Source organism: Nocardia pseudovaccinii (assembly GCF_050942345.1).
GTDB classification, from domain to species: Bacteria; Actinomycetota; Actinomycetes; order Mycobacteriales; family Mycobacteriaceae; genus Nocardia; species Nocardia pseudovaccinii.
The window spans coordinates 5,035,050-5,061,154 of sequence record NZ_CP192074.1; the positions used below are offsets into that span (position 1 = coordinate 5,035,050).

The 26,105-nt window shown below is 66.2% G+C and carries 26 protein-coding genes; 14 read left to right on the plus strand and 12 right to left on the minus strand.

What is annotated here, in order from left to right; all coding sequences use genetic code 11:
- Positions 1-263 precede the first annotated feature (263 nt).
- Positions 264-1,337 (plus strand): MBL fold metallo-hydrolase, encoded by a 1,074-nt coding sequence (locus ACQPZ2_RS22730; RefSeq protein WP_433527495.1) that lies wholly within the window; start codon positions 264-266, stop codon positions 1,335-1,337.
- 313 nt (positions 1,338-1,650) lie between these two features.
- On the opposite strand, the gene ACQPZ2_RS22735 is transcribed toward ACQPZ2_RS22730, so the two are convergent.
- A complete protein-coding gene (locus ACQPZ2_RS22735) occupies positions 1,651-2,313 on the minus strand; it encodes a TetR/AcrR family transcriptional regulator (RefSeq protein ID WP_433520288.1) in 663 nt (220 codons plus the stop codon).
- A 118-nt stretch (positions 2,314-2,431) separates the two neighbouring features.
- Between ACQPZ2_RS22735 and ACQPZ2_RS22740 the strand changes: the two genes are divergently transcribed.
- Together ACQPZ2_RS22740 and ACQPZ2_RS22745 are read left to right on the plus strand one after the other, a co-directional pair.
- Complete coding sequence (locus ACQPZ2_RS22740) at positions 2,432-3,853, plus strand: cytochrome P450 (protein WP_433520289.1); 1,422 nt, start codon at positions 2,432-2,434, stop codon at positions 3,851-3,853.
- The gene (locus ACQPZ2_RS22745; RefSeq protein WP_433520290.1) at positions 3,850-4,041 is read left to right on the plus strand and encodes a ferredoxin; all 192 of its coding nucleotides are present in this window, start codon (positions 3,850-3,852) and stop codon (positions 4,039-4,041) included. The genes ACQPZ2_RS22740 and ACQPZ2_RS22745 overlap by 4 nt, the downstream gene beginning before the upstream one ends.
- Positions 4,042-4,052: 11 nt before the next feature.
- Here ACQPZ2_RS22745 and fadD11 read toward each other — a convergent pair whose 3' ends face one another.
- From fadD11 to ACQPZ2_RS22760, 3 genes are all read right to left on the minus strand, one after another.
- The gene (gene fadD11, locus ACQPZ2_RS22750; protein ID WP_433520291.1) at positions 4,053-5,867 is read right to left on the minus strand and encodes a fatty acid--CoA ligase FadD11; all 1,815 of its coding nucleotides are present in this window, start codon (positions 5,865-5,867) and stop codon (positions 4,053-4,055) included.
- A 368-nt stretch (positions 5,868-6,235) separates the two neighbouring features.
- Complete coding sequence (locus ACQPZ2_RS22755) at positions 6,236-7,381, minus strand: methyltransferase (protein ID WP_433520292.1); 1,146 nt, start codon at positions 7,379-7,381, stop codon at positions 6,236-6,238.
- A gap of 666 nt (positions 7,382-8,047) precedes the next feature.
- A complete protein-coding gene (locus ACQPZ2_RS22760) occupies positions 8,048-9,217 on the minus strand; it encodes a lipase family protein (protein ID WP_433520293.1) in 1,170 nt (389 codons plus the stop codon).
- A 178-nt stretch (positions 9,218-9,395) separates the two neighbouring features.
- On the opposite strand from ACQPZ2_RS22760, the gene ACQPZ2_RS22765 reads away from it, so the two are divergent.
- Positions 9,396-10,121 (plus strand): dienelactone hydrolase family protein, encoded by a 726-nt coding sequence (locus ACQPZ2_RS22765; protein WP_433520294.1) that lies wholly within the window; start codon positions 9,396-9,398, stop codon positions 10,119-10,121.
- 90 nt (positions 10,122-10,211) lie between these two features.
- Here the strand turns inward: ACQPZ2_RS22765 and ACQPZ2_RS22770 are convergent, their stop codons facing one another.
- Positions 10,212-10,994 (minus strand): crotonase/enoyl-CoA hydratase family protein, encoded by a 783-nt coding sequence (locus ACQPZ2_RS22770; RefSeq protein WP_433520295.1) that lies wholly within the window; start codon positions 10,992-10,994, stop codon positions 10,212-10,214.
- Positions 10,995-11,078: 84 nt separating this feature from the next.
- Here ACQPZ2_RS22770 and ACQPZ2_RS22775 point away from each other — a divergent pair, with 84 nt between their 5' ends.
- Positions 11,079-12,170: an IS630 family transposase gene (locus tag ACQPZ2_RS22775; RefSeq protein WP_433520296.1), complete on the plus strand. Its 1,092-nt coding sequence runs from the start codon at positions 11,079-11,081 to the stop codon at positions 12,168-12,170.
- Here ACQPZ2_RS22775 and ACQPZ2_RS22780 read toward each other — a convergent pair.
- Positions 12,167-12,826, minus strand: a complete 660-nt coding sequence (locus ACQPZ2_RS22780; protein ID WP_433520297.1) for an enoyl-CoA hydratase-related protein — start codon at positions 12,824-12,826, stop codon at positions 12,167-12,169. The genes ACQPZ2_RS22775 and ACQPZ2_RS22780 overlap by 4 nt on opposite strands.
- Positions 12,827-12,846: 20 nt before the next feature.
- Positions 12,847-13,461 carry a helix-turn-helix domain-containing protein gene (locus ACQPZ2_RS22785; RefSeq protein WP_433520298.1) on the minus strand — a complete coding sequence of 205 codons (615 nt, stop codon included), beginning with the start codon at positions 13,459-13,461 and terminating at the stop codon, positions 12,847-12,849.
- 217 nt (positions 13,462-13,678) lie between these two features.
- Here ACQPZ2_RS22785 and ACQPZ2_RS22790 point away from each other — a divergent pair, with 217 nt between their 5' ends.
- Positions 13,679-14,236 (plus strand): TetR/AcrR family transcriptional regulator, encoded by a 558-nt coding sequence (locus ACQPZ2_RS22790; protein WP_433520299.1) that lies wholly within the window; start codon positions 13,679-13,681, stop codon positions 14,234-14,236.
- Here the strand turns inward: ACQPZ2_RS22790 and ACQPZ2_RS22795 are convergent.
- Positions 14,225-16,087, minus strand: a complete 1,863-nt coding sequence (locus tag ACQPZ2_RS22795; protein ID WP_433520300.1) for a Na+/H+ antiporter — start codon at positions 16,085-16,087, stop codon at positions 14,225-14,227. The two genes, ACQPZ2_RS22790 and ACQPZ2_RS22795, sit on opposite strands and share 12 nt — an antisense overlap.
- A 137-nt stretch (positions 16,088-16,224) precedes the next feature.
- Here ACQPZ2_RS22795 and ACQPZ2_RS22800 point away from each other — a divergent pair, with 137 nt between their 5' ends.
- The 7 genes from ACQPZ2_RS22800 to ACQPZ2_RS22830 all read left to right on the plus strand — a co-directional run bounded on the left by ACQPZ2_RS22800 (position 16,225) and on the right by ACQPZ2_RS22830 (position 23,458).
- Positions 16,225-17,115, plus strand: a complete 891-nt coding sequence (locus ACQPZ2_RS22800; RefSeq protein ID WP_433520301.1) for an alpha/beta fold hydrolase — start codon at positions 16,225-16,227, stop codon at positions 17,113-17,115.
- Positions 17,116-17,157: 42 nt separating this feature from the next.
- Complete coding sequence (locus tag ACQPZ2_RS22805) at positions 17,158-17,781, plus strand: TetR/AcrR family transcriptional regulator (RefSeq protein ID WP_433520302.1); 624 nt, start codon at positions 17,158-17,160, stop codon at positions 17,779-17,781.
- Positions 17,782-17,979: 198 nt separating this feature from the next.
- The gene (locus ACQPZ2_RS22810; RefSeq protein WP_433520303.1) at positions 17,980-18,951 is read left to right on the plus strand and encodes an enoyl-CoA hydratase/isomerase family protein; all 972 of its coding nucleotides are present in this window, start codon (positions 17,980-17,982) and stop codon (positions 18,949-18,951) included.
- A 62-nt stretch (positions 18,952-19,013) separates the two neighbouring features.
- Positions 19,014-21,302: a molybdopterin-dependent oxidoreductase gene (locus tag ACQPZ2_RS22815; protein WP_433520304.1), complete on the plus strand. Its 2,289-nt coding sequence runs from the start codon at positions 19,014-19,016 to the stop codon at positions 21,300-21,302.
- Between the two features lie 188 nt (positions 21,303-21,490).
- A complete protein-coding gene (locus tag ACQPZ2_RS22820; RefSeq protein ID WP_433520305.1) occupies positions 21,491-21,907 on the plus strand; it encodes a hypothetical protein in 417 nt (138 codons plus the stop codon).
- 433 nt (positions 21,908-22,340) lie between these two features.
- Positions 22,341-22,961: a TetR/AcrR family transcriptional regulator gene (locus ACQPZ2_RS22825; protein ID WP_433520306.1), complete on the plus strand. Its 621-nt coding sequence runs from the start codon at positions 22,341-22,343 to the stop codon at positions 22,959-22,961.
- Positions 22,958-23,458 (plus strand): hypothetical protein, encoded by a 501-nt coding sequence (locus ACQPZ2_RS22830; protein ID WP_433520307.1) that lies wholly within the window; start codon positions 22,958-22,960, stop codon positions 23,456-23,458. Before ACQPZ2_RS22825 ends, ACQPZ2_RS22830 begins: the two co-directional genes overlap by 4 nt.
- Before the next feature lie 267 nt (positions 23,459-23,725).
- Here the strand turns inward: ACQPZ2_RS22830 and ACQPZ2_RS22835 are convergent, their stop codons facing one another.
- Positions 23,726-24,136 carry a tautomerase family protein gene (locus ACQPZ2_RS22835; RefSeq protein WP_433520308.1) on the minus strand — a complete coding sequence of 137 codons (411 nt, stop codon included), beginning with the start codon at positions 24,134-24,136 and terminating at the stop codon, positions 23,726-23,728.
- A 107-nt stretch (positions 24,137-24,243) separates the two neighbouring features.
- A complete protein-coding gene (locus ACQPZ2_RS22840; protein WP_433520309.1) occupies positions 24,244-24,495 on the minus strand; it encodes a hexameric tyrosine-coordinated heme protein in 252 nt (83 codons plus the stop codon).
- 60 nt (positions 24,496-24,555) lie between these two features.
- Between ACQPZ2_RS22840 and ACQPZ2_RS22845 the strand changes: the two genes are divergently transcribed.
- Entirely contained in the window at positions 24,556-24,687 is a 132-nt protein-coding gene (locus ACQPZ2_RS22845) for a hypothetical protein (RefSeq protein WP_433520310.1), read from the plus strand.
- A 22-nt stretch (positions 24,688-24,709) separates the two neighbouring features.
- Here ACQPZ2_RS22845 and ACQPZ2_RS22850 read toward each other — a convergent pair whose 3' ends face one another.
- Positions 24,710-24,892, minus strand: coding sequence for a hypothetical protein (locus tag ACQPZ2_RS22850; RefSeq protein ID WP_433520311.1), 183 nt, complete (start codon positions 24,890-24,892; stop codon positions 24,710-24,712).
- A gap of 178 nt (positions 24,893-25,070) precedes the next feature.
- Positions 25,071-25,982 (minus strand): LysR substrate-binding domain-containing protein, encoded by a 912-nt coding sequence (locus tag ACQPZ2_RS22855; RefSeq protein WP_433520312.1) that lies wholly within the window; start codon positions 25,980-25,982, stop codon positions 25,071-25,073.
- Positions 25,983-26,105 lie beyond the last annotated feature (123 nt).

The following is a 26,105-nucleotide window of genomic DNA, read 5'->3' on the forward strand; positions in this document are numbered from 1 at the left end:
CCTGTAACCAATCGCGCCCGAGCGGATTCGATCAGCTCACTTGATCAGCGGCGCGGCGCGCAGACGCGCGCAACTGTCGGCGGCCGCCCAGAGCACTTCGACGCGCTCCTTCACTCGCTTCAGCCTGCGTATCTGGTGGGGGCGAAAGTGCTTGTGTGGTCAGGAATGTCGGCTCGGTGCGGCCGCCGGACAGGGTCTGGGTTGTTCGGGGCGGTGATCCGTGGTGTTGTACACGGGTGTGCGGCATTCATCCTCGGGGCTTGGTGGGGCGGTGGTCGGCGCTCGGTGGTGTGATCGGCGCGGGTACGGCGTTGGCGGCGGGGCGGTTGCAGGCCTCGGCCGCGCAGGCGGATCCGCGGACGGTGGCGGCGCGGGTGCGGTTCTTCGGGACGGACGTGGTGGATCCGGATACGGGTGCGGTGCGTGCGGATCGGGTGGTGTTGTCCTGGGTGGGGTGTACGACCTATGCGTTCGCGCTGGCCGGGTCGGTGTTTCTGCTGGATGCGTGGGTGCCGCGGCTGACGAGCACCGGTTATGTGCCCGCGACGGCGCAGGATCTGGCGGATCTGGCGCCGGAGGCGATATTCATCGGGCACGGGCATTTCGATCATGCCGCTGATGCGGGTCGGATCGCCGAGGCGTCGGGGGCAGTCGTGTATGGAACCGCCGAGCACGGCGTGAATATCCGTGCGCAGGTGGCGGATCCGACATTCCGGACGGTCGCGCTCGGGGACGGTGCGTCGCTGCCGGGGGAGCGGCACGAGTTCACTGTGGGACCGGTGGAGGTCACCGCGGTTCGTCACCTGCACTCCGCGCGCACCGCTCCCGAGCGGCCCGGCGGGTCCGCGCCGTTGTTCCCGCTGCCGGAACTGGGCGCTCTGGTGCGACATCCACCGACGCTGGCCGGTGTCCTGCAGAGTGCGCCGCGCCTCGGCGATCCGGAGGGCGGCACCCTCCTCTACCAATTCCGCGTTCCCGGATTCACGCTGGTCTGGCACGATTCCTCGGGGCCGCTCACCGAGAAGGCCCCGCAGGTCTTCGACGTTTTCGCCGACCTTCCACCCACCGACGTCCAGATCGGCGCGGTCCAGGGCTTCAACCAGATCAGCAATGGTCTTCGCGACCCGCGCCGCTACATCGAGGCCATCCGTCCCGCACTGTTCGTTCCCAGCCACCACGACAACTGGCTTCCCGGCTTGACCGCCTCCGCCGCCACTTACGACATCCCACTGCGTGGCGAACTGTCGCGCATCCCCACGGACCACCGCCCGAACCTGCGCCCCCTGCACGACCCGGTCGACTACGTCAACCCCCGCTGCCTGACCTTCCCGCTGTAACCCCAACTCCCACAGCGTCTTACAGCCACGCACCTCGTCGAGTGTCGCAGTCCCACCGCATGACCACCAGCACAACTCCCAGAGCGGCTTACGGCGAGCACCTCCCGGCTACCTCGGCCGATACTTGTTCCCGCTCGTAACCCACCACGCCTCGGGACTCTGCACTCGATCGGCACAGCGTCGTGTGCGGAAGCCAACGCCAGCCTTGCACAGCCATCGACCTGCGCGAACGCTGCCAGCCATACGGTCGCCGCACTCCGATCGAGGCGATGGACCCGACCAGCTCGCGATGCAATCCGGACCGAAGCGCCGCTCAGGGAACTGGTCTGGGTGGCAGGCGGGCGGCCATGGTGGCCAGGTTGTCGGCGAAGGTGAGGACGAATTCGACGCAGAGGTCGATGAGTTCGTCGCGGGTGACGTCGATGCCGCCGTCGAGCCAGGCCAGGATCAGTTCGGCGGCGCCGCCGGTGATCATCAGCGAGACCGCGCGCACCAGGGTGTCGCTGCCCGGTGGTGGCGCGAGGAGAGCGCGTTCCTGATCGGCGACGACGTCGGCGATGGTGCGCATGGCGGCGGCGCGGCGGCGCATCAGGGTTTCGCTGCCGTGGGCTTCGGCGAAGGCGATGCGGGCGCGGCGCGGGTCGTCGATGACGGAGGTGACGATCCCGGTGACCGCCGCACGCGTTTTGGCCGGAATCCCCTCGGGTGCGGCGGCGAGGGCGTCGAGGGAACTGCGGACGGCGGTGTCGATGATCTCGTCGTGCACGGCGGCGGCCAGGGCGTCGAGGTCCGAGAAGCTCTCGTAGAAGAAGCGCGGGCCGACCTTGGCCTGTTCGCAGACTCCGCGCACCGTGGTGGTCGCCCACCCCTGGGTGCCGATGATCTCCAGGGCCGCATCCATCAGACGACGGCGGCGATCCTCGCGCCGCTGCTCGGCGGAGGTGCCGCGGTAGATCCCGGTCGCTGCCCGTGTCACAGGCTCAGTATGCCGCAGGCAAATCAGGAAACAACCGTTTACGGAAACCATTGATTCCTGTATGGTGTGGATCACACGATTTTCGCAAGGATGCGAGAGGACGACCATGATGTCGACGATGGGCCGACGGGCAAAGTACGCCGCATCCGCGCTGGCCGAGCGTTATCCGTCACGGACCCGAGCCCTCGCCGAACCACCCGCCGGTAGCGAATTGCGGCCGATACTAGGCGATTACGGCTTACCGGTGATCGGGCACGCCCTCCCAGCCATGACGGACAACCTCGATTTCGCGCGGCGGCGCTTCGAGAAATACGGTCCCGTGCAGTGGTCTGGACTGCTCGGGCGGCAGGTCGTGATGGTGGTGAGCCCGGAGGCGATCGAGGAGGTGCTCGCGGACCGGGACAAGGTTTACTCCGCCAAGGGGGGCTACGACTTCTTCATCGGACCGTTCTTCCGCGGCGGCATCCTGCTGCGCGATTTCGAGGAGCACCGATACCACCGGCGCATTCTGCAGCAGGCCTTCACCCGGCCTCGACTGGTCGGCTATCTCGACATCACCACACCGGCGATTGCTCGCGGCATGAGTGACTGGTTGCCCGCCAACGACTTTCAACTTTTCCCGGCAACGAAACATGTGCTGCTGCGCATGGCGTCGGAGGTGTTCATGGGCGCACGCCTCGGTCCAGAGGCGGCGCGGCTCGAGCGTGCGTTCATCGATGCGGTGCGCGGGGGGCAGGCGTTGGTGCGCACCAATCTGCCCGGCGGTGTGTGGGCGAAGGGCTTGCGCGGGCGCAAGGTACTCGAGGACTACTGCCGCCGGGAAATGCCCGCCAGACGTGCGGGCACCGGTGACGACCTGTTCAGCGTGCTGTGCCACACCGCAAGCGATGAGGGCCATACCTTCACCGATCAGGACATCGTCGACCATCTGATCTTCGTGCTGATGGCCGCGCACGACACCAGCACCATCGCGCTGGCGATGATGGGCTATCAACTCGGTTTGCATCCGGAGTGGCAGGACCGGCTGCGCGCCGAATCGCAAGCGCTGGGCAAGGATTCGCTCGATTACGACGATCTCGACCGGCTGCCCGCCCTGGATCTGGTGTTCAAGGAGATCCTGCGGATGTACTCCCCGGTCGGTCAGCAGATCCGGGAGACGGTGCGCGACACCGCGATCCAGGGCCACTTCCTACCCGCGGGCACCATTGTCGTCATCGGCTCGCATTCGGCGATGCGTATCGACCGCTGGTGGCACGACCCCGATGTCTTCGATCCGGAGCGTTTCACCGCCGAACGCCAAGAGGACAAATCCCACCGCTACGTCTGGGCGCCCTTCGGCGGCGGCGCGCACAAGTGCATCGGCCTGTACTTCGGCGGCATGACCGTCAAGGCGATCATGCATCGCATGCTGTTGCACTACCAGTGGTCGGTACCCGCCGGATATGCGCCGCCGATGGGCTGGGCGACCGGCCCCATCCCACTCGACGGCCTCCCGATCCGGCTGCAAGCCGCACGCGTCGAAACCCGGCGTCCCGCATGAGAATCACCGCCGACCGAACCCGCTGCCAAGGCCACGCCATGTGCGAAGCCTTACTCCCGCACATCTTCCAGGTCGACGACTCCGGCACAGTCAGCATCCTCACCGACCCCATCCCTACTCCCGACCACGCCGACGCCCAACTCGCCATCGACACCTGCCCCGTCGACGCCCTGCGCGCCGAGGCGTGAGAAGCGCGGGGTCAGACCTCGGAGGGGATTTGGGTGGCTGGTTCGTGGGTGGTGACGGAGAGGGTTGGGGCGTAGAGGGTTTCGATTTCGGTGGCGTATTTGGTCGCGATGGGCTTGCGGCGCAGTTTCATGGTGAGGGTGATCTCGTCGCCGCCGGGCTCCCAGAAGGTGGGCAGGATGGTGAAGCGTTTGATCTGTTCCACGCGGGACAGTTTCGCATTGCCCGCGGCTATGCCCTGGGCGATTTCGGCGATGACGCCCGGGTCGGCGGCCAAGGCGGGAGCGGAGGCGTCGGGCAGACCGCGTTGAGTCGCATAGGGTGTCGCGGATTCGGCGTCGAGCACGATCAGGGCGGTGTTGTAGGGGCGGGTGTCGCCGATGGTGACGATCGAGCCGACCAGCGGGGTGGCGGCCTTGACGGTGTTCTCGATATTGGCCGGGGACATGTTCTTTCCGGCCGCGTTGATGATGAGTTCCTTCTTGCGGTCGACCACGCGTAGGTAGCCGTCGGTGTCGCGGGTGAGGATATCGCCGGTGTGCAGCCAGCCGTCGGCGTCGATCGCGTCGGCGGTCTTGCCCGGTTCCTTGCGGTAGCGCTTCATGACGAGTGGTCCGCGGACCAGGAATTCGCCGTCGTCGGCGATTTTGGCCTCCGAACCGGGCAGCATGCGACCGACGGTGCCCAGGCGCGCCTCGGCGGGTGGGCTGGCGCTGGCCACACAGGTCAGTTCGGACATACCCCAGATCTCGGAGATGGGGACGCCGAGACCGCAGAAGAAACCGAGGGTCTCCGGCGGGATCGGCGCGGCACCCGACATCGCCCACTTCACCTGGTCCAGGCCGAGTTTGGCGCGCAGCTTCGACAGCACCGACTCGTCGGCCTTTGCCCATTCGGTGGCCAGCTCCGCATCGACGGTTCCACCCTCCAGTAGCACTGCGGCCTTGCGTGCGGCCACGCCGAGTGCCCATCGCAGTGCGGTCCTTGTCGTTTCGTCGGGCTCGTTGGCGACCGAGAACTCGACCGCGGCCTTGAACTTCTCCCACACCCGTGGCACCGCACCCCAAATCGTCGGACGCGCATCCAATAGCGCCGCCGGCAGCTGGTTGCGGTCCGGCACGACGGTGATCTGAATGCCGTAGTACTCCTGCAGGTACAGCGCGGTGAACCGGTCGGCCATATGCGCGGTCGGCAGGTAGGAGGTCTGCCGGTCGCCGAATTCCACCGGGAGTACGGCATTGAAGGCGTGCGCCTCGGCGGTCAGGTTGGCATGGGTGATCTCGACGCCCTTCGGATTTCCGGTAGTACCCGAGGTGTAGACCAGCGTCGCGATATCGTCCGGCCGAACCGAACGCCACGTCGCCTCGAAGTCGAAATCGTTGCGGCCCTTGGCCTTCAGCTCCGCGAGACTGATCGTTCCCGCATGCTCGGCATCCATGCACACGATGGTCTCGATCTGCGCTCCACAGGCGCGGACCCGCTCGACGTACTGTTCCTCGCAGATCACCACCCGATTGCCCGCATTGCCGAACACGTAGTTCAACTGCTCGGGTGCGAGGGTGTTGTACACCGAGAACGAGGTCGCGCCGGTGTGCTGTGCGCCCACCTCGATCGGATAGAACTCGACCCGATTGGCCATCATCAGCGCGACCGTATCCCCGCGCCCGATCCCGAGCGCGTGCAATCCCGCCGCGATATGCCGCACCTGCTCGGCGTACTCGCGCCAGGTCAGGGCATGCCCGCCACCGATGGAGCGCACCGCGATCGCGTCGGGATCGATCGCCGCCACCCGCTGGAAGGCGGCACAGGAGGTATTCGGTTCGGTCATCGCACACCACAATCACTACGGCCACATTTTCTTCCCGACCGTAAGTTGCCACCCAACCCCCGCGTGCCGTTTTCACCCGATTTCGCCCGTGCCTGTCTGCCTTCCGCGCTCGCGGTCACGGCTCGCGAAGGTTCGCGACGCACCCGAGCCACCGGGTCGGGGCGAGTACCCTTTCGGAAGCCGACGGATGAACGCGGCCAGTGCGCTTCGGGTTTCGAAGCGAGTTTCCTGGCGCCACGATGGCGAGTCGAGGACAGATCGCGACTCTCGCTCCCCAGTTCTGCAGGCGGTCGCGGGGTCCACATGCGCCGTCGCGGATGGTTCCGGCGCGATGCGGGTCGAGGATGGACCCCGAAACCGACCGGGGATCAGCCGGTGCCCTTGATGAATTTCGGGTGCTGGCACGGTATCCGGGTGGCCAGGCGCCACAGGGAGGTCACTTCTGCTGCTCGGACTGCGTGGAACGGGTCTGTGGTGTCGCGGGGTCGGGAGTGGTGGGGTCGGGTGTCGATCCGGTCGATGACGCGCAGTCCTGCCGAGTCGATGGCGGTGAGGAGTTCGGTGCGGGTGCGCAGGCCGAGGCGTTCGGCCAGATCGGATAGGACCAGCCAGCCCTCGCCGCCGGGTTCGAGATGAGCGGGGAGGTCGGCCAGGAAGGCGCGCAGCATGGCGCTTTCCTGGTCGTAGACGCCGGTGGAGGTCGGACGGACCGGGAGCCACGGCGGGTTGCAGACGATCAGGTGTGCGCGGCCGTGGGGGTACAGGCCTGGGCCCTGGACATCGATGCGGCTCGTGAGCCCGAGACGGTCGATATTGTCGCGGGCGCAGGCGAGTGCGCGCGGATTGATATCGGTGGCGACGATGTGGCCGACGCCGCGGCGGGCCAGCACCGCCGCGAGCACGCCGGTTCCGGTTCCGAGGTCGAATGCGGTGTGGTGCCGGGCCGGCAACGGTGCCGCGGCGACCAGATCGACGTATTCGCCGCGCACGGGGGAGAACACCCCGTAGTGCGGATGGATCCGCGTTCCGAGAGCCGGTACCACGACACCGTTTTCACGCCACTCGTGCGCTCCGATCGCTCCGAGTAGTTCGGTCAACGCGATCACCATCGGCTCATGCGCGGACCCGTATACCTCGGTGCACGCCTGCCGAACATCGGGGGCACGGCGCAATGCCAGGGAATGGTCCGGCTCCAATTCCACGATCAGCCTGCCCAACACCCGTGCCCGCTGCCCACGAGCGCGCCGATAGAGGTGAAAGGATTCGGCCGGTCCCGCGCCCGCCGGTACGGGTTTGCGATCGATGCGGCGGCTCAGTGCCCGCAACAGCTGACGGGCGTTGTGAAAATCGCCGCGCCACAGCAGCGCCGTCCCCCGGCAGGCCAGGCGATAGGCGGTATCGGCACGCATACGGTCATCGGCGACGGTGATCTGCGCGGGCGCCGCGGCCGCGCTTTCGGAATGCCACTGCGCGCTGTGGACGGTGTCTGCTTCGGTCCAGTGAATGGTCGACATGGGGTGCTCCTCGTGATCGGACGTGCGTTGGCACGGAGAGCGCTTCGACGAGGAGCGGGAGAACGGCCTGAGGCAGCCGGGGCTGTACGGACGGACTAGCGGTCCCGCGTCGAAGCGCGAGCACCGAAGTCGCCGAGGACCATACCGAGCATCATGAGTAGCCCTTTCCCTGAGTCGACACCTCGAGATTCGCACATGAGCTACCACCACCACGCACCGGGTCCGTACAACGGACCCTCACGAGGTGCTCCGCCACCGCAAGCCCCGATCGGTATCGGTGGGATCGATGTGAGGCGGGCCTGCTTCGCAGGGCCGATGTCGTCGACGTGCCGGGAGCCGAATAGTTACCGAATCAACTTCCGCCGCAAGACTTCCCAGCAACTCGACCCGCCTCGGCCTCAGCTCCGCCCGGCTACTGACCGAGCGCGATCTCACGCCGCTGACATCCGCGTTCGCTGGCGGCGATGGCGGGCTGCGGCCAAAATATCGACAGCTGAGCCGATTTCGGCGCAGGCCGCTGCGGCCACACGGAGAGCTGGCGGATCGACGCTCCGGGATCCGTTGCGGCTGTTGCTTCTTCGCACGCTCGCGGATGCCACCGAGCACACGCGCGGTGGTGCACCGAAGTCGAATCTGCTCTCGGGTGCCGGAAACGTCGGACCGCGGTCAGGCGACCCCCATCCACTTGTCGATCCGATCGATCGCCCCGGGTGTGAACGCGCAGGTGACGTGGTCGCACGGCAGCAGGGTCAGTGACACGTCCACCCCAGCGCTCTTCCACTGTTGCTGTAGCGCCTGTGCGCCGGTGACGGGAATCCATTCGTCGAACAGGCCGTGCCACAGGTAGATCGGCATCGTCGGGGTCAGTCCACCGGCCTTGGTTTCGCGGTAGATCCGCTGGACGACTTCGGTCGGGTACGGGTCGACCTTGGTCAGCGTGCGCAGCGCCACCGGTGCGGCGCCGAGCAGGGCGGCATTGGAGCAGAGGTTCTTGTTCTCCTGCGCGGTCCGCACCCCCAGGTCGTTGAGCAGGTCGAAAGCCTCGGGCGTGGCTCGGGCCACCCCGAGCGCCGCCATCAGATACAGCGCCCCGGCGGGCGGTTTCCCGTCCATCGTTTTGCGCAGCAGGCTCAGGTCGGCGGGTGTGCCACCGGCGGCGGCGCCGAGGATCCGCAGTTCGGGGGCATAGGTGGGCTGCAGCTGCGCGGCCCATACGGTGGCGATCGCGCCGCCGCTGTAGCCGATCATCGTGGTGGGGCTGCCCGTGAGTCCGGCCGCCGGAAACTGTAGTGCGGCACGGATTCCGTCGAGCACCTCGCGGGCCTGGGTGGGCCCGTGTGCGTAGGCCATCTTGGGCCCTTGGTAGTCGGTCATCACGACCGCGTAACCGTGCCCGAGCAGCTGGCGGGTGATGTCGGGCGCCTCGATGGAGACCGAATGGGTCAGTTGGTAGGACGGATTGCATTGCAGCCCGACACTGTCGATGGCGTAGTCATTGCTGACGACGCGGCCGTTCCATGTCTTCGGTTTCATGATCGTGGTGAGCGCGGCGATCGAAGTGCCGTCGGCGGCAGTGGATTTGAACCACACCTGCCAGGCGGCGAAGTCGTTGGTGGCGGCCAGCGGCGGCAGAATCTGTACCGATCGCGACGACAGGATCGTGCCGTTGGACAGCCCGTCGGTATTGAAATGCTGATCGAGGTAGGCGTCGCCGGTCGGGTCGGGATCGTATTTCGCGTAGTCACCGCTGTCGGCCGCGACCAGAGGCGAGGCCGCGAATATGGTGAGCGCCAGGGTGGTCGCGACAGAGAGGGCGCGCCACGGCAGCCGAAACATGAACAAGTCGCCTTTCGTTCGACAACGCGCTGACCGGGGACACCGCGTTGGCCGAGGTTAAACCAACCGGGGCCGCGGCACCGCGCATTTCACGATCAACTCCGAAATTCCTCCCGCGCGATAGCGGCTCGCCACGCAATAGCTGTACACGTCTGGGACAGTCCCCTACATTGCTGACATGGACACCATCGAGCTCGACGCACCGGACGGCGCTCTCGAAGCGATCCTGGCCCGCCCGACCGGGGACGGTCCGTGGCCCGGGGTCGTGGTGCTGCACGACGGTGTCGGCTTCGGTCCGGATATCCGTAGCAATGTCGAAATGCTCGCCGACTACGGCTATCTCACGATCGCCCCGAACCTGTTCGCCAATGGCCGGGTGCGCTGCATCCGGGCGGTGATGCGGTCGCTGATCTTCACCGGCGCCAGCCCGGCGATCCGGGAGATCCTCGCCGCCCGCGACCGCCTGGTCGTCGATCGCGACTGCACCGGCAAGACGGCGGTCATCGGCTGCTGCATGGGCGGTGGCTTCGCATTGCTCACCGCGCCAATGGGTTTCGACGCGGCCGCACCGTTCTATCCGGGCCTCTACGGCGACTACCGCGCCCAACTCGAGGGCGCATGCCCGGTGGTGGCCAGCTATGCCCAGCTCGATCCCTCACTTCTGGGCGCGGGCCGCAAACTGGATCGTGTGCTGACCGATCTCGGCGTCGAGCACGACATCAAGACCTACCCGGGCACAATGCACGGCTTCGCCAACGTCTTCGGCATCGACCCGGTGCTGCGGGTCGCCGGTCTCGGCTACGACGCCGAGGCCACTCGCGATGCCTGGCGTCGTATCTTCGCGTTCTTCGACAAGCACCTCACGGATGCGCCGGATACAACTGCGGCGGGCGAATCCGAGTAGCGCGGCCTCGGGGTATGCCGCACCCCGAGGGTCCGACACGACTTCCGCAGCCCTATCGCCCGAGATGACTTACCGCGAAAACCTCCGTCATCATTCCCCGCGCCACCGCGGCGCACGCTTCTCCGCGAACGCGCGCGGCCCTTCCAGCGCATCCTTGCTCGCGAAGATCGGTCCCGCCTCCCGGAAACTCATATCCCACATCGGCGCATCCCAATCGGAGCCGAATTCGTTGCTGCGGTGCATGATTCGCTTGGACACGCGCACCGACAGCGGTGCGTTGGCGGCGATCGTCTCGGCGAGCTCTATCGCGGTGGGTAGCACCTGATCGGCCGGGACGACCCGGTTGACCAACCCCCAGTGCGCGGCGGCCGCGGCATCGATCGGTGCTCCGGTGAGCACCATCTCGTGCGCGATCTTGGGTGGGATCTGGCGCGGCAGCCGCAGCACACCACCCGCGGCGGCGAACAACCCGCGGGTGACCTCGGGCAGTCCGAGTTCGGCATCGGCGCTCATCACCGCGAGATCACACGCCAATACGATTTCGGTGCCACCGCCCAGGGCGAATCCATTGACCGCGGCGATGAGCGGTTTATCGATGAAATGCTGGACCAGCCCGGCGAATCCGTACTCCGGATGCCCCGGGTCGTGAATTCCGTTGCCACGAGCGAGTTCCTTGAGGTCCGCGCCCGCACAGAACGCGCGACCGGCTCCGGTGATCACCGCGGCCCGCAGGTCCCGATCGGCCGCAACCTCCTCGAGTGCCGCACCGACGGCGATCGAGAGCGCGGAGTTCACCGCGTTCATCGCCTCGGGCCGGTTCAGCGTGATGATCGCGATATGGCCCTGGCGTTGCAGGATGGCGGCCTCGGTCATGTCGGGCTCCTCTGTTGATGTGTGCCGAACCTACCGTCTAGTGTCCCGCGCCTGAGATCCGTTGAAGAATGGTAGGTTCGGCCGGTGGCGCGTGTGGGCAGGCCGGTGGCCGAGTTGATTCTGACTGACGATGAGCGCGAGACGCTGCAGCGGTGGGCACGTCGGGCGAAGTCGTCGCAAGCGCTGGCGCAGCGGTGCCGGATCGTATTGGGTTGCGCGGCAGGCAAATCCAATAAGGAAGTGGCCTCGGATCTGGGGATCTGGCCGCAGACGGTGGGCAAGTGGCGTAACCGGTTCGTGGCGCGGCGGCTGGAGGGACTGGTCGATGAGCCTCGCCCGGGTGCACCGCGCACGATCACCGATGAGCAGGTCGAGGCGGTGCTGGTGGCGACGCTGGAGCGGCAGCCGGTCGACGCCACGCACTGGTCGAGGGCGTCGATGTCCGAAGAGGTCGGGTTGAGCAAGTCCACGATCGGGCGGATCTGGAAAGCGTTCGAGCTCAAACCGCATCGGGTCGACGAGTTCAAGATCAGCAATGATCCACAGTTCATCGACAAGGTCCGCGATGTGGTCGGGCTGTATCTGGATCCGCCGGAGAGGGCGCTGGTGTTGTGTGTGGACGAGAAATCCCAGATCCAAGCGTTGGATCGGTCCGCGCCGGTACTGCCGATGATGCCGGGCATGCCCGAGCGGCGCACCCACGACTACATCCGTCACGGGATCACCACCTTGTTCGCCGCGTTGAACGTGGCCACCGGCGAGGTGATCGGGTCGATCCATCGCCGTCACCGCGCCGCCGAGTTCAAGAAGTTCCTCACCAAGCTCGACAAACAAGTCCCAGACGACCTCGACGTGCACCTGATCTGCGATAACTACAGCACTCACAAAGCCCCCATCGTCGCGAAATGGCTTGCCGCGCACCCGCGTTTCCACATGCACTTCACACCCACCTACTCGTCGTGGCTCAACGAGGTCGAACGCTGGTTCGGGCTGCTCACCGACAAGAAACTTCGCCGCAGCTCCCACCGGTCGGTCCAGGCCCTCGAACGCGACATCCGCGACTGGATCGTCCACTGGAACGAGAACCCGAAACCATTCACCTGGACCAAGACCGCCGATGAAATCCTGGATCGACTCGCCTCATATCTTCACCGAATTCCTGGCGCAGGACACTAGGAGCTGGATTCGGTCAGCTTGGCGACGACCGGACCGAACATGGTGTTCTTGATCGCGCCCAGCGTCGCGGGATCTTTACCGCCGAGCGGGGCGAGCATGGCGATGGCGGCGGTGGCGACCGCGGCTTCGCCCGCGGTGGCGTCGACAATATCCAGCGCTGAGGCATCTATTCCGCCGAAGCGGCGACCGGTGGTCATCGAGGCCACCGCGGCCTTGGGGGGCAGCTTGGACTGGATCAGCGCGGCCATGCCCGGGGTGAACGGAATGCGGATATCGACCTCGGGCAGACAGAAGAAGCCGCGGTCGGCGCGCATCACCCGGTAGTCGTGGGCGAGGGCGAGCATGGCGCCGGCGCCGAAGGCGTGCCCGGGCAGTGCGGCAGCGGTGGGTATGGGCAGGGTGAGCACGCGGGCGAACAAGGCCTGCACCCGGCTGATGTACCACTGGGTGCGGTCACCGTTGGCGACCAGCCAGTCCAGGTCGAGGCCGTTGGAGTAGAACTTGCCGCTCGCGGTGGTCACCAGACCGTGAGCCTCCTCGGCGAGTGCGGTGTCGAGGTGAGCGTCGACCGCGTCGAGAAACTCCGGGGTGAAACGATTTTCGTCGTCGCCGAGGTCCAGGACGGCGATTTTTTCGTGGTAGCTCAGTGTGCTCATGTTGTTCCTTACTTCGGGTGTTATTCGGGTGGGCCGACCGCGAGCACCGCGCGCACGGCGGCGCGAAGGTGTTCGCGGGCAATGGGTTCGGCGATCCGGTCGCGGCGCAGCAGGATGCCGGTCGGCAAATCGACGACGCAGGTGGTGATCACATCGACCGCGGCGGCGTCACCGCGGCCCCACAGGGCACGTGCGAGCCGGATGAGCAGTCGCACCAGCGCGTCATCGGTTCCGGCGAGTTCGGCGACGATCTGTTCGGGCAGTTCGTCGCCGAGCAGTTCGTCACGTGAGACGGTCAGCAGCAGTTTCGAGGAATCCGGGTATCGCCGCGCGAATTCCACCGGTGTCTCGGCGGCGGCCACTACCGCCTCGAGCGCGCCCGAGGTGTCGTCATTCGCGGACAGATGCGCCTCGACCGACTCGGTCTGCATCCACAGAAACCGCCCCGCCGCCCGTAACCAGCTGCGTCCGAGCAGTTCCGCGCGCGAGCCGAAGGTGTGATAGATCGCGCCGTTGGACACGCCGGTGGCCGCCGCGACGGCCCGGATGGTGACCGCCGCCGGACCTGAGCGCACCGCCAGCGACTCCGCGGCATCGAGCACGGTGTCGGGGTCATGGGTCCGTGGGCGGGGCATGCCACGACTATAACAGAGCAATTGCTCTGTAATGAAGCGGCAGCGTCCCGGCAAACCCCTCTTCCGCTACGCCACTGCATGTTTCGCCCGGTCACGGGTACTTTCGCGGCGATTACCGCAATGCGCGGACTTCGTTACGTTTCGGCGCGACGGACATACGATGAGGTACTGTCTGGTCCTCCCGCCTTGCCCGCACGAACAGAAACGGCGCCTGCGAATGTCACGAGTGGTCACCAAGGAGCAGTACTTCGACACCGCTCTGGAGGTCTTGGCCGAACTCGGCTTCAAGGGCCTCAATATCGGCGTGCTGTGCCGCCGCCTCGGTGTCACCAGCGGCTCGTTCTACCACCATTTCGGCAGCTGGCAGGGCTTCGTGGACGCACTGCTCGAGCATTGGGAGAACCGCCAGGTCATCATCCTGCGCACGCTGAACTTCAACCAGGGCAATCCCGACGACGACATCCGCGCCATGTCCGACCTCGCCGCGGGCCTGCACCATGCCGCCGAGGCCGCGATCCGGGCCTGGGCCGGCAACGACGAATCGGTGAATCTGGCACTCAAGCGGGTCGACGAATCGCGCCGCCGCACCGTGCACAAGGCGATCAAAGGCGTTGTGGGCGATGAGGAGACCACCGCGGTGGTCACCGCGCTCGGCATGTCGATGCTGATCGGCTACCAGCAGATCGCCGCGGGCGGGGAGGACATTTCACTGGACCAACTGCTGGCCCAGTACGCGCGGTTGATCTACTCCCACGCCCGCCGCTCAGCCGAGTAGCTCGTCCACATAGCACCACCGCCACGCCTCACCGGGCTCCACGCTGCGCATCACCGGATGTCCGGTGCCTGCATAGTGTTTGGTCGCGTGGTTGCCCACCGAGGAGTCACAGCAGGCGATGTGCCCGCAGGACAGGCACATTCGCAGATGCACCCAGGTATACCCCTCGGCGATGCATTCCTTGCACTCGTCGGGTTCGGTGGGCTCACGCACCAGCGGCGCGGACTCGAGATGCGCGCAGCTGTCGGCCGCCGCCGGGGCGGCGAGCGGTTCGACGCGTTCCTCTTCGGTTTCGTCGAAGCGGTCGATCATCGATTCCTCGAGATCGAGCCGCGACAGCACGTACTGCAGGATCTCGTAGTCCGCGCCGCCCGAATCCCGCACGCGCAGTACGGTTTCCCGTTCCGCGCGCAGCATTTCCAGCCGCAGCCGGCGATATTCGGCGGTCGGTGTCGCCAGTTCCGATTCCGGGCGCCCCAGGCGTTCCCAGGCCGCGTTGGTCTTCCAGGTGACCCGATCGCGCAGTGTCTCGACGACACCGGGCGGCGTATCCGGGGTGATGCGCTTTTCCAGCTCGGCCAGTCCGGCCGCGGTCGCCTGCTGCAGCAGATTCGCCTTCTGCAGCGCGTTTTCCGCGCGACTCGGGCCGCGCACATGCAGCCGCCGCACCACCCACGGCAGCGAAGTCCCCTGCAGCAGTAGCGTTCCCGCGACCACGACGAGCGCGAGCAGTTTGAGCACCGGCAACTGCTCGGTGTCGGCGGGCAGCAGCAGCACCGCCGCCAGGGTGACCACACCGCGCATGCCCGCCCACGACACCACCACCGGATGACTCAGTGGCACATCGGCATTCGACAATCCGAGCTTGCGCGAGAGCAGCGCGACCGGGAACACCCACAGCGGCCGCGACAGCATCGCCGCCAACACGACCGCCACCGCCGCCACGATCAGGGTGCGGTGATCGAGGTCGTCGCTGTCCCACGCGCCCTCGATGATGGCACGCATCTGCAGCCCGATCATCAGGAACACGACGCTTTCCAGAATGAATTGGATGGTGCGCCAGTTGGTGCGTTCGGCGATCCGGGAGGCGGCGCTCTGCCACGCCGGCGCACCGTGCCCCAGCACCATGCCGCAGGTCACCACCGCGATCACACCGGAAGCTTCGATCCCCTCGGCGGGCAGATAGGCGACGAACGGCGCAAGGAACGACAGCGTGGTATCCAGCACCGGATCGGTGATCCGCCGCCGCAGCATCGCCAGCAGATAAGCGACCACGATGCCCACCGCCGCACCACCGCCCGCTGCCAGCAGGAAGTCACCACCGGCCTTCCACACCGACACCGTGCCCGCGGCCGCCGCGATCGCGGTGCGCACCGTCACCAGCGCGGTCGCGTCGTTGAACATCGACTCGTCTTCGAGGATGGTGACGATCCGGCGCGGCATCCCGATGCGTCGCGCGATGCCGGTCGCGGCCACCGCATCCGTCGGCGCGACCACCGCACCCAGGGCCACCGCCACCGCGAACGGCACCGGCAGCAGCCACCACACCACCGCCGCGACCGTGAACGTGCTGAACAGCACCAGCCCCACCGACAGCAGCGCGATGGTGCGCGCATTGGCCCGGAAGTCGACCAGGGAGGTGCGAATCGCCGAGGTGTAGAGCAGCGGCGGCAGGAAACCCAGCAGGATGACCTCGGGATCCGGGTGAACCTCGGGAACGTGCGGCAAATACGACGCGACCACCCCGGCCAGCGTCAACACCAGCGGTTCGGATATCCCGAACCGTCGCGCGAGCGCCGCGAGCGACGCCGCCGAGGCGACTAGAACAACGAGGCCGATCGCGACATGCACTGTGGCATTCTCGCAGAGCAAACACCCGGCTCGAAAAGACCATGTGGTACGTGACACGGACAGTGTGGTTCGGTTCCCCCGAATGGCTGTGGCGGTAGCGTTCGCGCGCAATAGTTGTCGGCACGAAGGAGGTAGACATGGAAGAGTTTGCGTCCTGGCGGGCGAGTGGTCGGCGCCACACCCACCGCGGCCATCAGATCTTCTGGCAGGACAGCACCGGCGATGGTGCCGGAAATCTGCTCTGTATCCACGGTTTCCCCACCGCGTCCTGGGACTGGCACGCGGTATGGCCGGGTTTGCGTGAGCGGTTCGCGCGGCTCATTGCCCCGGATATGATCGGCTTCGGCTGGTCGGCCAAACCCCGCAATTACGATTACCGGATCGCCGATCAGGCCGATATCCACGAGAATCTGCTGCGTGAGCAGGGGATTTCCCGGACGCACATCCTGGCCCACGATTACGGCGACACCGTCGCCCAGGAGTTGCTGGCCCGCGACGCGCAGCGCCGCGCCGATGGCGACGATTCCCTGGTGATCGAGTCGGTATGCCTGCTCAACGGCGGACTGTTCCCCGAGACCCACCGTGCGCGACCGGTGCAGAAGTTGCTGGCGAGTCCGCTGGGACCGCTGCTCGGGGTGCTGGGTACCGAGCGTGTGTTCCGTCGCAGCCTCGCCGGGGTCTTCGGTCCCGACACCCGACCCAGTTCCCACGAGCTCGATCAGTACTGGATACTGTGGTGTAGCAAGCACGGGAAGAGCAACGGGCACAAGTTGATTCGCTATATGGGTGAGCGCAAGGCGAACCGGGCGCGCTGGGTGGGCGCGCTGGTCGACACACCGGTTCCGGTCCGGCTGATCGACGGTCTGCTCGATCCGGTATCGGGTGCGCACATGGTGCGCCGCTATCGCGAACTGATCCCGGATCCGGATGTGGTCGAGTTGCCGAAGGTCGGGCACTACCCCCAGTTCGAAGCACCCAGGGAGACCTTGGCCGCGGTGCTGGATTTCCACGCCAGCCGCGTGCGGTAGACGAACACCCCGGCGTTATGGGGTGTCCCATACTATGGCTACATGGCAGCGACACGCCGTACGAATAAGGAGGCTCCGGCGCGCCCACGGCAGCGTGACGCGCGCCGGAGGATGATCGCGGGCACGATCGAATCCCTGCGCATCCATGGCGCGAGCGCCACCAGCGTGGACCGGGTGCTGGCCGATACCGGGGCGCCTCGCGGGTCGGTCTATCACCACTTTCCCGGCGGTCGCGCCCAGCTGATCACCGACGCGCTCAGCGCGGCCGGAGGGTCGATGTCGGAATTCATCGAAACGATCACCCGCGAGAACGATCCGGGGACCGCACTGGATATGTTCGTCGCGCTGTGGCGACGGACTCTCGTCGACAGCGACTACCGCGCGGGCTGCCCGATCTTCGCGGTCGCCGTCGAAACCAACGACGACGCACCGGAATTCGCGGCATCTGCCGCCGCCGTCTTCGCCCGCTGGAATGCCGCGCTCACCGATATGCTCAGCCGTCACGGCCTCGACCCGGTGCGTTCGCGGCGCATGGCCACTCTCACCGTCGCCGCTGTCGAGGGGGCGATCGCGCTGTGTCGCGTCGAGCGTGCCATCACGCCGCTCGAGGACACCGTCCACGAATTGCAAGCTCAGCTGACGAACGCCATCAGCGCTTCCGCGTAGCGCCCGATCGATCCGGGTTTTTTCCGGTGACATTCGGCGGTTCGACCTTGCGGAGAATGCACGCTCGGAGCCGTTTTTCTGGGTTTGCGGCCGAATGTTTCGACAGGGCGTGCCCTTGACATCCTGATTATGGTGAGGACCATAATCAGCGTCGGGTGCAGCTTCCACCGCACCCACCACGAACCCGAGGAGACGCCGATGTCGCGAGCAGCCGAGCTCGACTTGGAGACGATCGACCTGGCCCGGAACGGGAGAGTACTCACCGCGACCATCGTCGCGCCGCCGCTGAACTTCGTCACACCCGCCGTCGTACGGGATCTGGACCTGCTCACCGCGGCGGCCGATACCGACGACACGGTCGGCGCGATCGTGCTCACGGGCGGTCTACCCGGGCGGTTCCTCACCCACGCGGATCCGAGCGCGCTGACCGGCATGCTCGCGATGCCGCATCCGTTCATCCCGGCCCGCGCGGTGGCGCCGCTGATCCCGGTGCTCAATACGAGCCTGCGGGTACCGGGTGCGGCGCATGTGCTGGAGCGTTTCGGTGGTGGTCTCGGTACCGGCATGGCGTGGGGTTACCGCTGGAAGCGAACGACCCTGCGGATGAACCGATCTCGCGTGGTCTACCTGGCCGCCATCAATGGTCCGGCCCTCGGTGGCGGGCACGAGATCGCCCTCGCCTGCGATATCCGGTATGCCGCCGACGCCGAGCACGTCAAACTCGGTCAGATCGAATCGATCGCCAATCTCATTCCGGGCGGCGGCGGAACCCAGCGCCTGCCGCGGCTGATCGGCGCGGCCAAGGCGATCGAGTTGACGCTCGAAGGTGGACCGCTCAGCGCACAGCAGGGCCTGCGCTTGGGCCTGGTGCACCGGCTGACCTCCGAGAACGAGTTGCTCGCCGAAACCGAGGCCACCGCGGCGCGTCTGGCCGCGCGCAATCCGGTCGTCATCAGGGAGCTCAAGCGCGCCATCTATTTCGGCCCGGAGAGGTCGTTGTCGCGCAGTCTGAATCACGAACTCGCCGCATTCCTGTCCACCGGCAGCAGTAAGGCGGCCACTCGCACCCAGGACGCCTTCTTCGACGATCTCGATCGGCTCGGCGACACACCGTTTCTGGCCGAGCCGAAGGCGTGGATCGACGGCACTCGCGTCGACCAGACCAGTTGATCCCGCATCCATATTTCGACCGGCGGTTTCGCTTCCGTCAACGACAACTCAGAGGAGCATCGATGAGTACCGCCGCGCAGCAAGGCAGCCGAGTCGACAACAGCGCGCGACCTGGACGCAATGATGCTGCGGCACAACAGGAATGGCATAAGACCGCATGCATCCTGTGTGAGAACAACTGCGGCCTGCTGATCCAGCTCGACGGCCGCAGCTTCGCCAAGATCCGCGGCGACAAGGACCACGTCGCCTCGGCCGGATACACCTGCAACAAGGCGCTGCGCCTGGACCACTACCAGAACGGCGGCACCCGCCTGACCACTCCGCTGCGCCGCGAAGCCGATGGCAGTTTCACCGAAATCGACTGGGACACCGCGATTTCCGAGGTCGCCGCGCGACTCACCGAGGTCAAGACCACATATGGCGGCGACAAGATCTTCTTCTACGGGGGCGGGGGACAGGGCAACCACCTCGGCGGCGCCTACAGCGGCGCCCTCCGCCGGGCGCTGGGCAGTCGCTATCGCTCGACCGCGCTCGCCCAGGAGAAGACCGGCGAGGGCTGGGTCGACGCGCATTTGACCGGCGGCCACACCACCGGCGATTTCGAACATGCCGAGGTTTCTGTCTTCCTCGGCAAGAACCCCTGGCAGTCGCACGGTGTGCCGCGTGCCCGCACCGTCCTGCAGCAGATCGCCAAGGATCCGGCCCGGACCATGATCGTGCTCGATCCGGTGCGCACCGAAACCGCCGATCTCGCCGATATCCATCTGCAGGTACGCCCCGGCACCGACGCGTGGTGCCTGGCCGCGATGCTCGCTGTGCTGGTGCAAGACGATCTGCTCGATCACGCATTCCTCACCGAACACGCCGACCAGGTCGAGGCCGTCATCGCGGTGCTGCGCGATATCGATATCGCGTCTTATGCCGAAACCTGCGGTGTGCCAGTGGAATCGCTGCGCTCCGCCGCCCACCGGATCGGCACCGCGAGCAGTGTGGCCACCTATGAGGACCTGGGTGTGCAGCAGAGCCCCAACAGCACCCTGATCTCCTATTTGAACAAGCTGCTCTGGCTGCTCACCGGAAACTTCGCCAAACCCGGTGCCATGCAACCACATTCGTGGATGGCGCCGTTGGCGAGCTACAGCCGTGACATCAAACGCAGCCCGGTGACCGGCGCACCGATCCTCGGCGGCATGCTGCCGTGCAATTCGATCGCCGAGGAAATCCGCACCGATCACCCCGACCGGTTCCGGGCGATGATCATCGAATCCGCGAATCCGGCACATTCACTCGCCGATTCGGCCGCCTTCCGCGCCGCACTGGACGCACTGGATCTGGTGGTGGTCATCGATGTCGCGTTCACCGAAACCGCACGCCACGCCGACTATGTGCTGCCCGCGGCCAGCCAGTTCGAGAAGTGGGAGGCCACCTTCTTCAATCTGGAGTTCCCGCACAACACCTTCCATCTGCGCGCGCCGGTACTCGAACCGCTCCCCGGCACATTGCCCGAACGCGAGATCTACGCGCGCCTGCTTCGTGAACTCGGCGTCGTCGGTCGTGCCGAGCTGACGGTGCTGCGGACCGCCGCGAAACTCGGCCGCCGCCCCTACGCATTGGCCTTTGCCGCACTGTTGGCGATGAACAAGAAGATCGGCGGACTCGCCCCCTACCTGCTCTATGAAACCCTCGGCCCGACCCTGCCCGATGGTGCGCGCTCGGCCGCTGTGTTGTGGGCGCTCGTGCAGCGCGTCGCGAAGGTGCATCCCGCCGCAATGCGTCGAGCGGGTCACCTCGATGCCGATGCACTGTTCGACGCCATCCTCGCGGGCCGCTCCGGAGTCACCTTCACCGTCGACGACTATCCGGACGCCTGGGACTATGTGCCGCACCCGCGCATCCCGTTGGCGATCCCGGAATTGCTGCACGCGCTGCGCGAACTCCCGGGCACGCCCGCCACGCACACCAGTCCCGAATTCCCCTTCGTCCTGTCGGCCGGGGAACGGCGATCCTTCACCGCCAACACCATTTTCCGCGACAACAGCTGGCGTCGCCGCGATCCGGAGGGCGCGCTGCGCCTCAGTCCCGACGATGCCACTGCCCTCGGTCTCACCAGCGGTGAGCGCGTCCGCATCACCACCCGGCGTGGTAGCGCCGTGGCCGCGGTCGAGATCAACGACCGCATGCGGCCCGGGCATGCCTCGCTGCCGAACGGGCTTGGCCTCGACCTGCCCGATGGCACCCGCACCGGTGTGGCCGCGAATGAGCTCACCGATGCCGGTTGGCGCGATGCGATCGCCGGAACACCGTGGCACAAGCATGTTCCGGCCCGGATCGAACGGCTGCGCGAGGTGTAGCTTTTCGTGGACGAGCCACGCGGTGATCGCATCATTCCCGCGCGATCGAACAGATTCGCACAGATCGGACAATTACGGCGCACGCGTCGGCGCTGATACCGACCTGCGTGCGGCCGGGTCTGTGAGCAACCGAACTTCGTGACGCTCCAGTGCTTTTCGCGCACATGGCGACACCGTACAGTCGGCCCATGGTTTTCCGGCTCGAGCTGCAACCTGCCCCGCCTCTGCACCTGACACCCAGCTGTGTGGTGCATACCGGGACGGTGCGACTATTCGTCACCGGCACGCTCATCCATACCTCCGGAGCCCCGGCCGAACCGTTCGGCTTCTTCCTTCCGAACACCCGTCCCCTGCCCGAAGACGCGCCCGAACCGTACCTGTGGGCGGAGATGCATCTGATGACCGCCACCGCCACCGCGGCATCCGGAAACTTCCCGTTCGGCATCACCCACACCCAGGCCGCCTACGTCCCGGACCCGCGCGCCGGCCTGCACCGCTGGCTCCACCTCACCGCCGCCGCCCACCCCGCCCGAGAACTCCGCCTCGGCTACCGGGTCACGGTTCAAACACCCAGATCGGTCTCGGCGGCGCGCACCGAGGTGTGACCGCATCCGCCTAGGTCCGCGCGAGGGTCGACTCGCGCGCGAAGTGGCCGTAGACCCACGTGATCGGCAGACTTCCTGGCCGGGACAGCCAGGCAATGGCAGCACCTGCAGCGGTCGCCGCCGCACCAACTCATCGAACTCCGCTGATGCCCGATCATCGCCGATAGACGACCAGAGATTCGTATCCAGCATCACCGCGGAGGTGGTCCGCACCGGCTTCTCCTCTCGATATCGCAGTTCCGAGCAGAGAGAGCGCAGGACGGCAATGTGGCCATTTCTGACGAAATCGCGACTTGGCCGAGTGATCCGACGTCGAGCATGTCGCCGTCACAGCCGGTGGTTTCGGGCAATCCCGAGGTTCCTCATTGTGGCCCTTGTCACTTCCGGGAATCCAACCTACTGTGTGCTCAGTAGGTTTGAACGAAGGAGTTCGGTGTCCGGTCAACAGCCCCTCACCCCACGGCGATACGAGTCGTTGCTCGCCAAGGGGGAGGACCGGAAGGCGCGTATCCTCGCGGTCGCACAACGGCTGCTCGCGCGCAATGGGTGGCGCAACACGTCACTCGCCCAGATCGCCCGGGAAGCCGGGGTCACGACGGCGGGATTGCTGCATCACTTCGAATCCAAGTCGCAGCTGCTGCACGAGGTGCTCGACAGCCGCGACAACGACGACGACCTGCACTGGGATCGCGAGGCCGACCTCATCGAGGTACTCAACGGGGTGGCCGACCGATTCCAACGATCGCCGGAGCTGATCGGCTCGTATACGGTCCTGCTCATCGAGAACCTGGACCCGGGCGCGCCGCTGCATGAACGGTTGCAGAACCGGTACCGCGCGGCGGTCGAATCCCTCACCACGACCATCCGGCTCGGCCAGCGCGCCGGTTGGTACCGCTCCGACCTCGATCCCGCCGTCAAGGCCGTCGAGATCATCGCTTTTCTCAACGGAATGGAAACTACATGGTTGCTCGACCCCTCGATTCCATTAATAGAAGCGTTCCGGGGGTACACACGCTCGCTGGCTCGCGAGCTCGCGCACGTCGCTATCCCATGAGGTACCGGCTGTGCGTCCTCGCGCCCAGCACGGTCGATGTGATCCGCTACGCCGGGGGGTGGCTCTGCGATCGGGTGCTGGCTGGGTGGGAGGTCACGGTGCTGGTGTCCGACTCCGAAGATGTCCGGCCGTTGCGGATTCTGGGGGCCGACGCATTCGACCTCGTGACGGCGTTGTCCGCGCGGGTAGGCAGCCCGGTTCCGCAGGCCGTCGCGGTGGCTGGGGAATTGCTCGAGTCCGATGCCCGCGTGCGTGAGGGGCTGTTCGAGGTGCTGGGCAGGGGGCGTACCGAGATCACGCTGTGGGGGAATTGTCCGGCGGCGATCGACTCGCAGTTGCGCGTGGTCCGCCATGAAGTGAGCAATGCGGCGAGAACTTTCAAAGTCCAGGCGCTGCGCGCCGCCGCGCAGTCGGCCGATCTGGCCGACACCTCTGAGCTATTCCGCAGCACCCTTCGGTCGTCGGTGCGGCCCTGCGATCTGGTTCCGGCGGTCTGAGCGCGCCGGAAGATCGGGTGGCCGGGATCGGGCATCGGTCGCGAGCCCGTTGTGTCCGTGCTCGGGGGCGGCGTCGGCCGCTGATCCCTGCTGCGGCCGTTTCTGCTCGACCGTGGGTCCCTCGGGAAAGGTTGGATCGTAATGGCCGCGCTGGGCGATGGTGCCGATGTGGGCTCGGTCGAATAATCACTTCGCCGACACCGGCCGCGGCTGTGCGCTCTGGGAAGTGTGCACGAGCAGGGCAGGCTTGCTGTGATCACCCGGCTGTTAGGGTCGACGTCCGGGGATCGGGAGGTCGCCCTCGATGTACTGGGCGCGGCCGTCTGCGAAGGACCAGTCGTCGGGGCCGTTTTCGAAGTAGCTGATGAACAGGTCCTTGCCGTTGACGCCGACGCGGGCGAGTTGGTCGGCCAGTGTCCGGTACAGATGTTGTTTGTCGTGCGTGCTGCGGCCGCGCTGGGTGAAGACGTGAACGACGACGGTGCCGGGGGTGCGTTCGAAGCCGAGCCCGGCATCGAGGGCGACGATCTCGTCTGGATCGTGTTGGGTGATGATCTGGAATCGGTCGCGCTCGGGAATCTTCAGAACATCGACGAGAGATTGCTGGATGGTGTCGGCGATGGCCCGGATGTCCTCGGGCCTGCGTCCGCGGATGAGGTCGATGCGTACCAGGGGCACAGGTAGGGCTCCTATCGGGTCGTGGCAACCGTTGTGGCGGCGCGGGTTCGGTCAAGGCACTGGCTGGGTGCAGGTCACCCCATGGTGCGGCTGAAGAATCGTCCGGGTCAGCCGGTCACCGACTGGGCGGCGTCTCGCCAGTAGTTGTTCGCCGCGGCGATGGTCTTGAAGTTGGTGGCCACGACCTGGGAGGTGGCGATGAGGCTTTCCGCGTCCGCGGAGTACACCGGTCGTAGACCACGACGAACTTCGGCATCGGGCTGAGTGAGCCCGATGACTTTGCGGGACAGGGTCATTGCGAGTTGGAACCCTTCCTGGGGTCCAGCGGTGATCAGGGTGGGAAGCCAGGTGTCGGCCATGACGGATGTTCCTTTCGGTTCGATTTTTCGTGGGCGGGAGCGGAGGTCAGGTGGTGTCGTGTGCGGCCGAACCAGAAAGTGGCGGCACAGGGTGGTGGTGATCGACTCCCGGAGGTGCGTGACGACGAGGGCGACACGGTCGGCACCGATGCGGCGGTAGCCGGTACCGGCCCACTGGTTCACCGTGGGTAGCGAGCTGAAGCCCGTTCGAAGGTCACGAGACGATCGTGGCCTGCTCGGGTCCCGGGCGGCACAGCAGTTCGGCCGCCTCCTCCGTGGTACGGCGGACGATATCGCCAGCGGGTGCGATGTCGTGAACCAGTCCAGCGACCTCGCCCACGATCATGGTGGCGACATCGAAACGAGCGCCGGACACCGTATCCATGGGTGCGAGCACGATGGATACTCGAGGTCGAAGGCGCCGGGGAGGCGGGTCTGCAACACAGCGAAGTCTCTTTCGATCGGGTCGTACCCCGCTGGTTACGCCCGGGGGAAGCGGTGCTGGAAGAACCGTAAGGCCGTCGTGATTTCAGATCCAACGATTGTTTGTGATGGGTGCCATCTGGATTAGAGAACTATTGCTGTTCCGCTGAGGTCGCGCCCTCGACAATCCGCAAGTTCGGAGTCTGGCTCGCCGTGCGCAAGTGATCGAGGAAGCGCGAGACCGCGGGCGGGGGAGGAACATCGGCCCGTCGTACGAAGACGGTTCCCGCCCACCGTTCGGCTTCGGGGAGCGGGTGTACGCGAACCAGCTCCCGCGAGGCGCTCTGCTCCACCACTCCCGCGGGCAGCAAGGTGATGCCCATTCCGGCCGCGACGCAGCCGAGAATTCCCTCGAGTGTGCCGAATTCCAGGCAACGCACCCCGACCGCGCCGCGAGCCAGCAAGATATTCTCCAAACGCCTGCGATACGAACAGCCGGCCCGAAAGACCAGGATCTTCGGACTGCGCAACACCGTGTCGAGTTCTGTGACCCGCCCAGCGGTGACGATCACCAACTCCTCGACAAAGACTTCGGTTTCGAGGAGTTCGTCCAGTCGCACCGGGCCGGCCACCAAAGCACCGTCGAGGTGGTAGTCGAGAACCGCGTGGACCAGGTCGTCGGTCGGTCCGGTCGTCAGCGAAAGGTCCACCCGAGGGTGGTTGTCGGCGAAGGCGGACAGTACCGCCGGAAGTCTCAGCCCCGCCGTCGTCTCCATCGCCCCCACTCGCAGCGACCCGCTGGGATCGGCCTCGTCATCTACCGCGCATCGTGCCTCGTCCATGAGCCTGTCGATACGCTCCGCATAGGGAAGCAACCGCTCCCCGGCGTTCGTCAGCGCTACACCCCTGGCGTGCCTGCGGAAGAGAGAAACGCCGAGTTCCTTCTCCAGGGCATTGATCCGGGCGCTGATGTTCGACTGCACCGTGTGCAATTCCTGAGCGGCCCTGGTGATGCCGCTCGTTCGGGACACCGCCAAGAAGATCCGCAGGTCGGAAAGTTCCATGATGATCCCTGCGCTTGATGAGGTCGTACAGAAGGTTACCTCCGCGATATCGGCCTCGAACGGCTGATCCCCCTGCTTGCGACATTGCCGTCGAACATCGGGTGTTCGATGACGACGGGGCCG